Annotated in this window: 12 protein-coding genes; 6 read left to right on the top strand and 6 right to left on the bottom strand. The window is 33.5% G+C overall.

The window, feature by feature from the left end; all coding sequences use genetic code 11:
• Positions 1–63 precede the first annotated feature (63 nt).
• The gene (locus tag ABD011_RS04610) at positions 64–1,428 is read left to right on the top strand and encodes a pyridoxal phosphate-dependent decarboxylase family protein (RefSeq protein ID WP_343796162.1); all 1,365 of its coding nucleotides are present in this window, start codon (positions 64–66) and stop codon (positions 1,426–1,428) included.
• A gap of 111 nt (positions 1,429–1,539) precedes the next feature.
• On the top strand, positions 1,540–1,926 hold the full coding sequence (apaG, locus tag ABD011_RS04605; protein ID WP_129759274.1) for a Co2+/Mg2+ efflux protein ApaG: 387 nt from the start codon (positions 1,540–1,542) through the stop codon (positions 1,924–1,926).
• Here apaG and ABD011_RS04600 read toward each other — a convergent pair.
• On the bottom strand, positions 1,919–2,920 hold the full coding sequence (locus ABD011_RS04600; RefSeq protein WP_343796160.1) for a DUF6695 family protein: 1,002 nt from the start codon (positions 2,918–2,920) through the stop codon (positions 1,919–1,921). The genes apaG and ABD011_RS04600 overlap by 8 nt on opposite strands.
• Positions 2,921–3,094: 174 nt before the next feature.
• Here ABD011_RS04600 and pruA point away from each other — a divergent pair, with 174 nt between their 5' ends.
• Both pruA and ABD011_RS04590 read left to right on the top strand, forming a co-directional pair.
• Positions 3,095–4,720, top strand: a complete 1,626-nt coding sequence (gene pruA, locus ABD011_RS04595) for an L-glutamate gamma-semialdehyde dehydrogenase (protein WP_343796157.1) — start codon at positions 3,095–3,097, stop codon at positions 4,718–4,720.
• A 143-nt stretch (positions 4,721–4,863) separates the two neighbouring features.
• Positions 4,864–6,657, top strand: a complete 1,794-nt coding sequence (locus ABD011_RS04590) for a T9SS type A sorting domain-containing protein (RefSeq protein WP_343796155.1) — start codon at positions 4,864–4,866, stop codon at positions 6,655–6,657.
• 52 nt (positions 6,658–6,709) lie between these two features.
• Here ABD011_RS04590 and rsmG read toward each other — a convergent pair whose 3' ends face one another.
• Positions 6,710–7,339: a 16S rRNA (guanine(527)-N(7))-methyltransferase RsmG gene (gene rsmG, locus ABD011_RS04585; protein WP_131505960.1), complete on the bottom strand. Its 630-nt coding sequence runs from the start codon at positions 7,337–7,339 to the stop codon at positions 6,710–6,712.
• A gap of 143 nt (positions 7,340–7,482) precedes the next feature.
• On the opposite strand from rsmG, the gene ABD011_RS04580 reads away from it, so the two are divergent.
• Positions 7,483–8,589 (top strand): fatty acid desaturase family protein, encoded by a 1,107-nt coding sequence (locus ABD011_RS04580; protein WP_129759279.1) that lies wholly within the window; start codon positions 7,483–7,485, stop codon positions 8,587–8,589.
• A gap of 13 nt (positions 8,590–8,602) precedes the next feature.
• Positions 8,603–9,790: a pyridoxal phosphate-dependent aminotransferase gene (locus ABD011_RS04575; protein WP_262732123.1), complete on the top strand. Its 1,188-nt coding sequence runs from the start codon at positions 8,603–8,605 to the stop codon at positions 9,788–9,790.
• A gap of 56 nt (positions 9,791–9,846) precedes the next feature.
• On the opposite strand, the gene ABD011_RS04570 is transcribed toward ABD011_RS04575, so the two are convergent.
• From ABD011_RS04570 to trkA, 4 genes are all read right to left on the bottom strand, one after another.
• Positions 9,847–10,110 carry a hypothetical protein gene (locus ABD011_RS04570; protein WP_134198637.1) on the bottom strand — a complete coding sequence of 88 codons (264 nt, stop codon included), beginning with the start codon at positions 10,108–10,110 and terminating at the stop codon, positions 9,847–9,849.
• 139 nt (positions 10,111–10,249) lie between these two features.
• A complete protein-coding gene (locus ABD011_RS04565; RefSeq protein ID WP_262732124.1) occupies positions 10,250–10,492 on the bottom strand; it encodes a hypothetical protein in 243 nt (80 codons plus the stop codon).
• 151 nt (positions 10,493–10,643) lie between these two features.
• Positions 10,644–12,137: a TrkH family potassium uptake protein gene (locus ABD011_RS04560; protein WP_343796150.1), complete on the bottom strand. Its 1,494-nt coding sequence runs from the start codon at positions 12,135–12,137 to the stop codon at positions 10,644–10,646.
• Positions 12,138–12,157: 20 nt separating this feature from the next.
• Positions 12,158–13,507 (bottom strand): Trk system potassium transporter TrkA, encoded by a 1,350-nt coding sequence (gene trkA, locus ABD011_RS04555; RefSeq protein WP_131505964.1) that lies wholly within the window; start codon positions 13,505–13,507, stop codon positions 12,158–12,160.
• Positions 13,508–13,670: the final 163 nt, after the last annotated feature.

The raw sequence follows: 13,670 nt of genomic DNA, 5'->3' as shown, positions 1-13,670 counted from the left end.
ATAAATTTAAATTTTAATATTTTTAATGTTTCTTGAAGTCCTTAAAGCCAATTAGCCCAATTTATGAATAAAGATTTAAAATTGTTTAATGAGTTAGCAGAAATCCTTCTTAAAGAAGAAAAACAACAACCTGTAGCAAAACCTATAGACACTGATAAGCTCTATAAAACTTTAGACCTTTCGCTCAATGAACACCCAAGTTTAGACGAAGACTTAAAAAAAACATTACTAGAAATTATAAAAAGTACTCCTAAAACTGCTTCAACATCGTTTTTCAATCAGCTTTTTGGCGGCCGAATGAGTAAAGCTACATTAGGTGATTTGTTAGCTGTCATGCTAAACAATAGTATGTATACTTATAAAGTTGCAGGACCTCAAGTTGGTATTGAAAAAACCATATTACATAACATTTGCGATATAATTGGATATGACAAGTACAGCGATGGCACTTTTGCTCCTGGTGGCTCTATGAGTAATTTTATGGCTATGGTAATGGCTAGAGACAAACATAACAGTACTGTAAGAACTGCTGGCGTAAACAGTAAAATGATTGTTTATACTTCAGAAGTTTCACATTACTCCATTAATAAAAATGCTGCATTAATGGGAATTGGAAGAGACCAAGTAAGACAAGTTAAGGTTAATGCCGAAGGACAAATGCTTGCTAGCGACCTTGAACTTAAAATCAAAGAAGATTTAGCAAACAACAACCAACCCTTTTTTGTCAATGCTACAGCAGGCACAACGGTTTTAGGTGCTTTTGATAACGTTGAGGAAATAAGCCCTATTTGTAACACATATAATTTATGGTTACACCTTGATGGTGCTTATGGAGGATCGGTTATTTTTAGTAAAAAGTACAAACACTTAGTGAGTGGTATTGAAAAAACAGATTCGTTTAGCATCAATGCTCATAAAATGCTAGGGACACCTCTAAGCTGTTCGATAATTGTTGTTCAGGATAAAAAATATTTAAATCAGTCATTTTCTAACGATGCAGAATATTTATACCAAACTGATGGTGATGATTTCAATTTAGGAAAAACATCATTGCAATGCGGAAGGAGAAATGATGCTTTAAAATTTTGGACACTATGGAAATCGGTTGGCACTACTGGTTTAGAAAAAATAGTTGATAAGCAATTTGAAATAGCCGATTATGCTAGAGATTATATAAAAGCGCATCCTGACTATACACTTTATAGTTTTGAAGACTCCATATCAGTTTGTTTCAACTACAAAGCTATTGATGCCAAAACACTTTGCACCAAACTTTATGAAAGTGCAGAATTAATGGTAGGCTATGGTTCTTTTAACGACACTGACTTTATTAGGCTCGTTACCATAAACAGTTCTATTGATAAAAACGATATCTCAAACTTTTTCAAATCCTTAGAAACGTTCGTTAAAACTAAAAATTTAGCATAACAAAGAAAAAATAGTGTTAAGTTGTTAAAAATTAGTCTATTTGTTGTGAAATAATAGCGACTAAAAGAAAATATTATTATATTTAACAACTATCATTGTTCTAATCCCCACATGGTACAACAAGTTACAAGCGGAATAAAAATTTCAGTAGAGACAACCTTTGAGGGCACTTTTTATAAAAATTATAAAGTGCACTTTGCTTTTGGGTACAAAGTAACTATTGAAAATCAAAGTAAAGATTCGGTTCAGCTCAATTCCAGATACTGGAAAATAATGGACGCATTAAACAATACCGAAATTATAGAAGGTGAAGGTGTTATTGGCAAGAAACCTGTTTTAAAACCAGGAGAATCGCACACATACAATTCTGGATGTTTACTAACCTCTCCTTTTGGTGCAATGCAAGGGTACTACAACATGGTAAACTTTACCAACACTAATAAGTTTAAAGTTATTATTCCTTCTTTTAAGCTAAGCGCTCCTTTTGCTCTTAATTAGTGCTTTTCAAGAAATCAAATTTATAAACGACTTGGTTTTGCTCAACATGAAAAAACTTACAGTTTGAGTAATGTATAAATTCATATTCTAAGGTGTAATCGAATCCTTTTTGGTTAATAGTATAAATACCATCAACATCAATAGTTCCGTAAGGCGAAATTCTTCTAAAACGATATTCCATCTCGTTAGTAAAATCATGTAATTCAAACCAAGCTCCAGCTGCAATACCACTTAACCATTGTGCATGATTTTCTTTTTCAGCATTGTGTTTAGGTTCTAAAGTTCCTATTACACTAGGATTATAACCTTTCAGTCTATCTAAAAACAAACGTCTATTTTCTTTACCTACTGAAGAATTAAACTTTGAAATCGCTCCAGTTTCTGAAACCAAAAACACATCTCCAACAGTTTTAGCAAGTACAACATTACCTATTGTACTTGGTGTAAACCATTTAGAAATTATCAATTTCTTTTTAATTGACTTATTAGTGACACTCGCAATTAGTGCATCGGTCACAAAACGCGCACAATTACAAGCTTCTTTTATAAAAGCAGCATAACGTATAAAATGTTTGTTTTGCATCTTAGTAATATGTGTTCGCGCCAAATCATAATTCACTTCATCACAAACCGAAGCATATAATGTTCCATCACCATGAGTTAGCCTAGGATGTGTTCCTAAAAATTGAAGAATCTCATCCAGGTTAACTATTGTACCATTTTCTATTACAGCTTTTAAAGGAAATCTTAGTTCGTGATCGGTATCCATCCCTCTAACCCTACCATTAGGTTCAGAAGTAATATATCTACCAAAATCATGATACTCCAATACTCCAGTTACTCTATCAATAAGCACCAAGGCTGCATGACCAGCACGCACATGTGTTTTACTTCCTATTCCTATATATTTTAAAAGAGGTGAATACCACTCTTCTGCATGAGATACAATGGTTTCAGGATAAGCAAGAGTTAAAATTATTCCGCTATTAATCATTCATTAGGGATTTCTGTTGAAACATGAACACATTTGTCAAAAATAAAGCAAACAACTTACAAAAAAATAACCAATACTTTAACTTCGATTTAAAAAAGCATCTTCATTTAAGTCCTTAAAAAATTGTAACTTTGCACATCAAAAATTTATACCATAAATCATTAAAATAAAATCATGGGAAAAGGATTCTTTAACGTACCAATAGCTGTAAACGAACCTGTAAAATCGTATGCTCCAGGATCTCCTGAAAGGGAAGCTGTTTTAAAAGCATACAAAGAAATGTTCAATAGCAAAGTGGATGTACCTTTATATATCAACGGAAAAGATGTTGAAACAGGTAACACCAGAACCATGTCGCCTCCTCATGATCATCAACATATTGTGGGAACGTATCATTTAGCTGAAAAATCTCACGTAGAAGAAGCTATAGCAACTGCACTTGAAGCAAGAAAAACGTGGTCTCAATTACCTTGGGAACATCGTGCTGGTATCTTTTTAAAAGCTGCCGAATTAATCGCAGGTCCTTACAGAGCTAAAATAAACGCTGCTACAATGATAGCGCAATCTAAAACAATTCATCAAGCAGAAATTGATTCGGCTTGTGAGCTGATAGATTTCTTACGTTTTAATGTTCAGTTTATGACTGACATTTACATGGACCAACCAGAAAGCACAAGCGATGCTTGGAACCGTATTGAATATCGTCCGCTAGAAGGATTCACTTACGCAGTTACTCCATTTAACTTTACAGCTATTGCTGGAAACTTACCAGCTTGTATGGCTTTAATGGGGAATGTTGTTGTTTGGAAACCAAGTGATAGCCAAATTTACTCTGCAAAAGTTATCATGGATGTATTTAGAGAAGCTGGTGTTCCTGATGGTGTTATCAACGTTGTGTTTGGAGATCCTGTTATGATTACTGATACAGTAATGGCTAGTCCTGATTTTTCTGGATTACACTTTACAGGTTCTACACACGTTTTTAAAGACCTTTGGAAACAAATAGGAAACAACATTCACAACTACAAAACCTACCCAAGAATTGTAGGTGAAACTGGAGGAAAAGATTTCATCGTTGCTCACAAATCTGCAAATGCTAAACAAGTAGCAACTGCTATTGTTCGTGGTGCTTTTGAATTTCAAGGACAAAAATGTAGTGCAGCATCTAGAGCTTATATTCCTTCAAACCTTTGGGAAGATGTTAAAAACTTTGTAATAGAAGATGTTAAATCATTTAAAATGGGTTCTCCAGAAGATATGAGCAACTTTATTACAGCTGTTATTCACGAAGGCTCGTTTGATAAATTAGCAAAATATATTGATGGTGCAAAAGCTGATGCAGACGCTGAAATTATCGTAGGTGGAAACTATGATAAGTCTAAAGGGTATTTTATTGAACCAACAGTTATTGTGACTACAAACCCAAAATACACAACCATGTGTACAGAATTATTTGGCCCTGTAATCACTATTTATGTGTATGATGAAAACCAATATTCTGAAACTCTAAAATTAGTTGACGAAACTAGCGAATACGCATTAACAGGTGCTATTTTAGCAACAGACAGATATGCTATTGATGAGGCTACAAAAGCATTACAAAATAGTGCAGGTAACTTCTATATCAATGACAAACCTACAGGAGCTGTTGTTGGTCAACAACCTTTTGGTGGTGCAAGAGCATCAGGAACCAATGACAAAGCTGGTTCTGCTCAAAACTTATTACGTTGGGTATCACCAAGAATGGTAAAAGAAACTTTTGTAACTCCTACAGATTACAGGTATCCATTTTTAGGATAAGAAATACTATTTTTCAAGACCATAAATCCTCAAACCTTACCGTTTGAGGATTTTTTTTGCACTTCATCCTAAAACATTAAATAACACCTCTTTAACCAAATGTAACTTTGTATCTTGAAAGCATTAATTCAAATTAATTATCCATGATGAAAAATTACTTTTTGCTATTATTAGTATTTCCTCTCTTTGTTCAAGCTCAAACTGTAGAGTTTGAATCTTCAATTACTGCCGATTTATCAGCCTATTCAGGAACTGCAAGTTTTGCTGGATTAGGTGAATATGAAATATTTCCTGATTTTGTTGACGGAATACTAGATAAACCTATTATTCTTGTAGATGGATTTGATCCAGGAGACACAAGAGATATTAATGGTCTTTACAGCTTATTAGATTTCACAGGAACAAGTGGTGCTCAAAATCTTGCTGATCTTGTTAGAGCTGAAGGTTTTGATGTTGTAGTTTTAAACTTTCCACAATATTTAAGATTATCTGATAATACATTGCTAAATGTTGATGATGCTACGGACACCAATGCTGATATGGTTATTGATGAGTTAGATTACCCTGGAAGCACATTAATTGATGGTGGAGCTGATTTTATGGAACGCAACGCTATGCTTCTAGTGGAATTAATCAATACACTTAACGCTAATAAAGTAGGTGAAGAAGAACTGGTTATTATTGGCCCAAGCATGGGAGGATTAATTTCAAGATACGCATTAAACTACATGGAAAATCAAACTCTTGACCACGAAACAAGACTTTGGATTTCTTTTGACGCTCCACACCATGGAGCTAATGTTCCTTTAGGGTTTCAACACCAATTTAACTTTTTAGCTTTTGGTCTTGGAGAAGATTTAAACGTTGCTGAATTACAACCAGTAGTAAATGGTCTATTAAAATCATCAGCCGCAAGACAATTATTGGTTGATCATTTAGAACCGCATTTAGCATCAGGTAGCGATGTGGAGTTTGACCCAACAAAACTTCTTCCAGAGCCACATCCTTTTAAAATAATATTTGATGCCAATATAAACAGCTTAACTCCAACAGGATTTCCTCAAAACACTAGAAATGTATCTATTATAAACGGTAGCGGAATAGGATCTCCTTACAAAGCAAAAGATGGTGTTACCAATGTTACTCCTGGGTTTACGGTAATTGACGATACTTTTAATGTTCCTGACACACCTCTTCCTACGACAGCACAAATTGGAGTTAACTTAACTCCAGCAACAGCTGATGGAAGTCAATTAATTAGTAAAATATTAGTTGAAGCTAATTTCTTTGGAACCATAACAATTTTTGATATCGAAGTGAATGCACAAGCTCCTAGCTTTTCTGATGGTGTTGATGCTGCTTCTGGTGGGCTTTTTGACTTAGGTGGCTTTACTGATGGTTTAGGCTCCGAAGGTTTAGTTGGCGATTTTATTGCTGCCTTACAAATTGATAAATTCAATTTTATACCATCTGTAAGTGCGATGGCTTTAGAGTCAACCAACAACGAAATTAACTGGTATCACAACATTAATCTAAGCAACGATAGTACAGAAGACACTACAAACAGCACACCATTTGTTAACTGGTACATGCCAACAGATAATGAAAATCATGTTCAATTAACTGAAGCTAATGTACTTTTTGCATTAGATGAAATTATGCCTGAAACATTATCAAACTCTGAATTTGATAATGTAGCTACACTAAAAATTGGTAAAAACCCAATTAACCACGAGTTATTAATTTTAAGCAATTCAACCGTTAATGACGCTACAATATCTTTAATTGATATTACTGGGAAATTAGTTTACAATACCACAAACACAACCTTAAGTAGCAGAACTACTATTCCTTTAAATTTAGACTCTGGAGTGTATGTTTTAAATATTGAAAATAAAGAAGGTATCAGTTACAAAACAAAAATAGCAGTTAAATAACTTCAAAACTTATAGAAATAAAAAAGCCGAACGTTACGTTCGGCTTTTTTAATTATCCTTTAAACTTCATTGGCAAATGCACCACTTTTTTGGTTTCAAAAAAGGGTTCAGAATAAAATTCGGTTAAATCATACAAGGTTGCCGTTCGGTAATCTTTTAACTCTTCTGATAAATCTCCTCCTTTAAGATATAAGATTCCATTCTTCAAATTGTGATTCTGTGTTTTAGCAATTTTACCTTTTACCCAATGTACAAAAGTAGGCATAGCAGCTACAGCTCTACTTACAATAAAATCATAGGTATCATTAATTTCTTCAACGCGAGTATGAGTGGTTTTTACATTAGTTAATCCCAATCCTTCCACAACTTCATCAACCACTTTAAGTTTTTTAGCAATACTGTCCACTAAATGAAATTGAGTTTCAGGAAACATAATTGCCAAAGGAATTCCAGGAAATCCACCTCCTGTTCCAACATCCATAACTTTTGATCCTGCTTTAAACTCTATCACCTTTGCAATAGCTAAAGAATGAAGCACATGCCTTAAATACAGCTCATCAATATCTTTTCTTGAAACTACATTTATTTTAAGGTTCCAATCTTGATACAATGATTCTAGTTTTTGGAATTGCTGAATCTGATCTTCAGATAGATCTGGAAAATATTTCAGTATTAACTGCATTTTATTCAATTTTCAACAAAAGTATACATTTTTGTGTGGATATTTTTAGCATTTATATAACTATGTCGCAGCTTTTATTATTTATATTTGCTCCTTGATATGCGTTGGCCCTAAACTTTGCATATTCAAAAAAAACTAATAGCATGACAAATCAAACATTATCATTTTCAAGAAAAGATCCCGCAAAATTTTTTAGAACCCTAAACAAGCGCGTAAACGACTACTTTAAAGAGAACGATATAAAACGTACTGGTAACTGGAAAATTTGGGTTAAAACTGTGGTGATGTTCACTCTATTTTTACTACCTTATTTTTTAATTCTCACAATAAGCAGCATTCCTGGTTGGGCTCAATTATTATTAACTGTAGTTATGGGAATTGGTATGGCAGGAGTTGGAATGAACGTAATGCACGACGGTAACCATGGTTCATTCTCAAACAAAGAGTGGGTAAACCGCTTAATGGGAAGTAGTATTTACATTTTAGCAGGTAATGTGTATAACTGGAAAGTTCAACACAACGTATTACACCACACATATACTAATATTCATGGGCATGACGAAGACTTAGAAGCTGGACGTATTTTAAGATTTTCTAAACATGCAAAGTGGTACAAGCACCATAAATTTCAGCATTATTATTCTATTTTACTATATGGATTACTTACTATAAATTGGGCAATTACAACCGATTGGCAACAGATGAAACGCTATATGAAACGTAAACTGTCTTATGGTAAATTTCCAAATCCTGTAGTAAACTGGAGCAAACTGGTAATTTCAAAAATCATTTATGTTAGCATTTGGATTGTATTACCTATGTTGATTTTGGATATTGCTTGGTGGAAAATACTTATCGGATTTTTTGTAATGCACTATGTTGCAGGATTAATTTTAAGTGTAGTATTTCAATTAGCTCATGTTATGGATGAAGCTGAAATGCCTCTTCCTGAAGAAAACGGAACCATGAAAAATACTTGGGCAATCCATCAACTTAAAACCACAGTTAATTTTGGAACAAAAAACAGAATTGTAAACTGGTTTACAGGTGGATTAAACCATCAAGTTGAGCATCATATTTTTCCTCACATTAGCCATGTGCATTACACCAAAATCTCTAAGATTGTAAAGGAAACAGCAAAAGAATTCAATTTACCATACAAAGAATATAAGACAACAAGAAAAGCGATCATTGCTCATTTTAAATTTTTAAAAGAAATGGGAATGAAGCCTTCATTACAGCAAGCTTAATTAAAAAACGTAAATGAACAACCAACTATCCGACAGAATTAACAGCCTACCAACTTCTGCAACGTTGGCAATGGCTGCAAAAGCAAGAGAATTAAAAACCAAAGGTATTGATGTTATTGGACTAAGTCTAGGAGAACCAGATTTTAATACTCCAGATTTTATCAAAGAAGCAGCAATACAAGCCATAAACGACAACTACAATTCCTACACTCCTGTAGACGGTTATGTAGAGTTAAAAGAGGCTATTTGCTTAAAATTCAAAAGAGATAATAACTTAAACTACTCACCTAACCAAGTGGTAGTTTCTACTGGTGCAAAACAATCAATTGCCAATGTAGCTCAAGTACTTTTAAATCCTGGTGACGAAATACTTTTACCAGCTCCTTATTGGGTAAGCTACTCTGCAATTGCAACACTTTGCGAAGCAACTTATAAAGAGATTCCTTCTACTATTGAAAACGATTTTAAAATCACTCCTCAACAGTTAGAAGACGCAATTACACCAAAAACCAAAATGGTGTTTTTCAACTCTCCTAATAACCCAAGTGGTAGCATTTATTCTGAAGAAGAATATAGAGCTTTAGCTGAAGTTCTTGAAAAATACCCAGATATTTTCATCCTTTCAGATGAGATTTATGAGCATATAAGCTATGGCGCAAAAAACTTTAGTTTTGCTGCTATACCAAGCATGTACGATAGAACAATTACCGTAAATGGTGTTGCTAAGGCATTTGCAATGACAGGTTGGAGAATAGGATATATTGGAGCTCCTGAATGGATTGCTAAAGCTTGTAACAAAATGCAAGGTCAAATTACATCAGGTGCTAACTGTATAGCTCAACGTGCTGTAATTACTGCACTTACAGAGTCTCCTGAAAGAGTACAGTATATGGTTGATGAATTTAAAACCAGAAGAGGCCTAATACTAGATTTATTAAATGACATTGAAGGCTTTAAAACTAATGTCCCAGAAGGCGCTTTTTACGTATTTCCTAATGTATCTTACTACTTCGGGAAGACTTTAAAAGGAAAGACAATTAACAATGCAACAGATTTTTCTTTATTCCTATTAGAAGAAGCTCACGTTGCAACCGTTACTGGAGAAGCCTTTGGAAATTCTGATTGTATTAGAATATCTTATGCTGCTTCACAAGAACAAATAAAAGAAGCTATAAAACGCATTAAAACTGCATTGAGCTAATTATAGTAGACAAAATATACAACTAATAAAAAATCCGCTTGTTAAGCGGATTTTTTTCATCTTACTATAAAGTATATAAACAAACTCAACAGTATAGTAAAAAGTATTGCTATCTTAATAAAACGCTGTTTACGCTCTTTAATTAACCGTTCTTTTATCTCTTTTAAAACTTCTGGTGTAGCTTCAGGGAAATCGTACTCGGTTTTGCGTTTATTATCATAACCTCCTAAGGTTTTCTTAAACTTGTCACGCTTGTTGCGCATTTTCTCATTATTCTTGAGAATAGTAATCATAGATTGCGCAGATCCTCCAAAGCCCATAATTTCTAGGTTTTAAAATGTTAATATAAAAGTATATAATGCCTCCTCAATAGCTTTATACTATTGAATATGTAAAGGGTAAAAAGTCAGTTTTGTGTTTAGCTTACAAAAGCTGTAAAGTTCATATTCTGCGTTAAGCCTACAGAATCGCTGTTAGAAGAACAACAAAAACAGAAAGTTTTAATAGTGTTGCTACGCTAGAAGTTTTAACAAACTGTCGTGTTTTGATACGATGTTTGTTTCCGAAAATAGTATTAGAGTTTAGCGCTTTTAAATTTCTCTTTACTATTTGTTTGTAGTTAGAATTTAATAATCCTTCTTGTTTCTCAAAACCCTGTTTGGGATGAGGTTCTAAATCTTGTAATGATAAAACTAATTCCATAATTTTTTGGTTTAATTGGTTACACATATATGACGCATGACAAAATATTTTGTTACACTACAAAACCTTAAAACCTTAAAATTCAATACATAAAACTCATTAAAAGCCTTGTAAAATCTTATGTTTTGAGAATTTTATTTTTTTATGAAATTTATCTGTTTCTCCAGAAAAAAGGTGTTAGTAATATTAAAACTGTAAACAGTTCTAAACGTCCAATAAGCATTAAAAAGGACGCCCACCATTGTGCTAAAAGCGGTAAAGCTGCATAATTATTTACTGGACCAAAATTCCCTAAAGCTGGTCCAACATTACCTAAACTAGAAGCTGCCAAACCAATGGAAGATTCAAAATCTATTTGAAACATTGAAAAGACCAAAGCACCAACAATAAAAGACAACATATACAAAATGAAAAAACCAAGTATGTTGAATACAATCTCACCTTGTATTGATCTTTTATTATATCTAACAGGAAGAATCGCATTAGGATGCAAAGCGCGTTTAAACTCTAAAAAACCATTTTTAATCAAGATAAGATGCCTAACCACTTTAACACCACCAGATGTACTACCTGCTGAACCACCTAAAAACATTAACCCAAAAAAGAAGACTACCAAAAATGGCGACCAAAGTGTATAATCGGCTGTAATAAAACCTGTAGTAGTCACAACACTCAACACCTGAAACAACGCATGCCTAAAACTGCTTTCAGCTTTTCCCCAAACCATTGGATGCTCGATAGAAGACAATGATGCATCAGCATTAAAATAGATGATTACTGCTGCGATAATTGTAAAAATAGCAATGAATTTAAAGTACAATTTAAACTCTTCATCTTGAATTGCCTTTTGTACTTTACCTTTAAATGCAAAGTAGCTCAACACAAAATTTGTTCCTGCCAAAAACATAAACACAATAATAATGTATTGAATAATAGGTTGTCCATTCCAGTAAGCAACACTAGCATTTTTAGTAGAAAATCCACCTGTTGACAACGTACACATAGAATGATTTAACGCATCAAAAAACGACATTCCAGCTACATTAAGTAAAATAGTTTCAGCAGCTGTATATCCAAAATAAATTAACCATAAACGCTTAGCTGTATCAGTAATTCTTGGGTGCAGTTTATCAGCACTTGGTCCTGGAGCTTCAGCAGCAAACATTTGCATACCTCCTATTCCTAATAAAGGTAAAATAGCAATTGCCAAAACTATAATTCCCATACCTCCAATCCAGTGCGTTGTACTTCTCCAGAACAACACACCTTTAGGCACAACTTCAATATCATTTAAAATTGTGGCTCCTGTAGTGGTATAACCAGACATGGTTTCAAAAAAAGCACTTGTAAACTGTGGAATGGTACTGGTTAACAAATAAGGTAACGACCCTGAAAGTGCCATTACTATCCAACCAAAAGCTACAACAATGTAACCCTCTCGTTTGTTCATTTCCTTTCGGTGATTCTTGGTGCCAACCATTAAAAACACACCTACTAAAAGCACTAAAGCACCAGATAACAATAGCTTTACTGTAACGCCATCTTTACAAATTAAACTTACCAATGCAGCCAACAGCATAAAACCACCATTACATAACAGTAATAATCCAAAAAAGTGAAAAATGATTTTATAGTTAAGTTTCATCAGTAGTTTTTTGTTTTGGCTTAATAAAAGAATTTTTCAACCTCAGCAATTACTCTTGGCAAAAAGCACACTACAACTCTATCTCCTTCTGAAATTTTAAAACTACCAAGAGGTATCAGTCCTTCACCATGCCTTATAACTCCACCAATAATTGCAGCTCTAGGAAAATCTAAATCCTTAATTAACTTATTGCAAATTTTAGAATTAGAGTTTACAACAAACTCCAACATTTCAGCATTCATATTGTTGAGCTTAGTCATAGCAACAACCTCGCCTTTACGTATGTATCTAAAAATATTGTTTGCAGCAAGAAGCTTTTTATTAATAAGTGTATCAATACCTATAGATTGCGAAAGCTGAAAATAATCCATGTTCTCAACCAAAGCTATAGTTTTTTTCACACCTCTAGATTTTGCAACCAAACACGACATGATGTTGGTTTCAGAATTACCTGTTACAGAAATAAATGCATCCATACTATCAATGTTTTCTTCTTCAAGAAGCTCAACATTTCTACCATCTCCATTTATAATTAATGCATTAGGAAGCTCATCGGCTAAGTCAAAAGCATTTTTCTTATCCTTTTCAATAAGTTTTACTTTAAACTTACCTACGCATAAACTTTTTGTAGTTTGAAAACCAATTTTTCCACCACCAAGTATCATTACATTTTTCACTTCGGTTTTCACCTTACCAGAAAGTTCAAAAAGTTCTTGATCTCCTCCTTTTGAAGTAATAAACACTACTTTATCACCTTCTTTAAACTGAGTATCTCCTCTTGGAATAATTGTGTATTGTGTTCCAAAACGTTGAATTGCTATTGGTACAAAGTGTAATTCTGAAAACGCTTCGGCAGCTTCTTTTACTGTTTTATCAACAAAAGCTGCAGTTCTTGAAAGTCTTAAACTTAGCATTGTTAGCGCTCCATCTTCAAACTCATAACTGTCATTAAACGCATACTGATTAAGCAAAAGCTCAATTTCAGAAGCCGCTAACGACTCTGGAGAAATCAACTCGTCAATACCAAATTTAGAGAACCCAACTTCTTCTTTTTGGTCTATAAATTCAGCATTAGAAATTCTTGCAATAGTACGTTTTGCACCTAATTGTTTAGCGAGTACGCTCGCAGTAATATTTGTAGTTTCAGAAGATGTTACAGCTATAAAAAGCTCTGCAGTATTGATTCTAGCATCTTTTAAAACAGCAATTGAAGTGGCATCTCCTTTTATTACTCTTATGTCTAAGTGATTATTGGCGTAGGTTAAACTCTCCTTATCAGAATCTATAAGTGTAATTTCTTGCGACTCATAGGATAATAATTTTGCCAAATGAAACCCTACCTCACCTGCTCCAGCAATAATTATTTTCATTGGTTTGAATATTCAAAAAAACAAGCAAATATAGTATAAATTTGCATTAGCAATGTTTGTTTGTAGTTTATAATTGTGTTACCCTTTAAAGGTACGGATATTTGAGGCATAATTAAAATCTCAAATAATGATATTATTTAATACTAATGTATTGTCATATATT

The organism is Gaetbulibacter jejuensis (assembly GCF_039524015.1).
In the GTDB taxonomy this organism is placed as follows: domain Bacteria; phylum Bacteroidota; class Bacteroidia; order Flavobacteriales; family Flavobacteriaceae; genus Gaetbulibacter_B; species Gaetbulibacter_B jejuensis.
Note: the sequence above shows the minus strand (reverse complement) of the source record. Positions and strands in the feature narration are given on the sequence as shown.

Excerpts from the sequence above, each read along its gene's own strand:
- rsmG (WP_131505960.1), bottom strand. The coding sequence starts at position 7,339 with ATGCAGTTAATACTGAAATATTTTCCAGATCTATCTGAAGATCAGATT.
- ABD011_RS04600 (WP_343796160.1), bottom strand. The coding sequence starts at position 2,920 with ATGATTAATAGCGGAATAATTTTAACTCTTGCTTATCCTGAAACCATT.
- ABD011_RS04570 (WP_134198637.1), bottom strand. The coding sequence starts at position 10,110 with ATGGGCTTTGGAGGATCTGCGCAATCTATGATTACTATTCTCAAGAAT.
- ABD011_RS04565 (WP_262732124.1), bottom strand. The coding sequence starts at position 10,492 with ATGGAATTAGTTTTATCATTACAAGATTTAGAACCTCATCCCAAACAG.
- ABD011_RS04580 (WP_129759279.1), top strand. The coding sequence starts at position 7,483 with ATGACAAATCAAACATTATCATTTTCAAGAAAAGATCCCGCAAAATTT.
- ABD011_RS04590 (WP_343796155.1), top strand. The coding sequence starts at position 4,864 with ATGATGAAAAATTACTTTTTGCTATTATTAGTATTTCCTCTCTTTGTT.
- ABD011_RS04560 (WP_343796150.1), bottom strand. The coding sequence starts at position 12,137 with ATGAAACTTAACTATAAAATCATTTTTCACTTTTTTGGATTATTACTG.
- apaG (WP_129759274.1), top strand. The coding sequence starts at position 1,540 with ATGGTACAACAAGTTACAAGCGGAATAAAAATTTCAGTAGAGACAACC.
- trkA (WP_131505964.1), bottom strand. The coding sequence starts at position 13,507 with ATGAAAATAATTATTGCTGGAGCAGGTGAGGTAGGGTTTCATTTGGCA.
- pruA (WP_343796157.1), top strand. The coding sequence starts at position 3,095 with ATGGGAAAAGGATTCTTTAACGTACCAATAGCTGTAAACGAACCTGTA.
- ABD011_RS04610 (WP_343796162.1), top strand. The coding sequence starts at position 64 with ATGAATAAAGATTTAAAATTGTTTAATGAGTTAGCAGAAATCCTTCTT.
- ABD011_RS04575 (WP_262732123.1), top strand. The coding sequence starts at position 8,603 with ATGAACAACCAACTATCCGACAGAATTAACAGCCTACCAACTTCTGCA.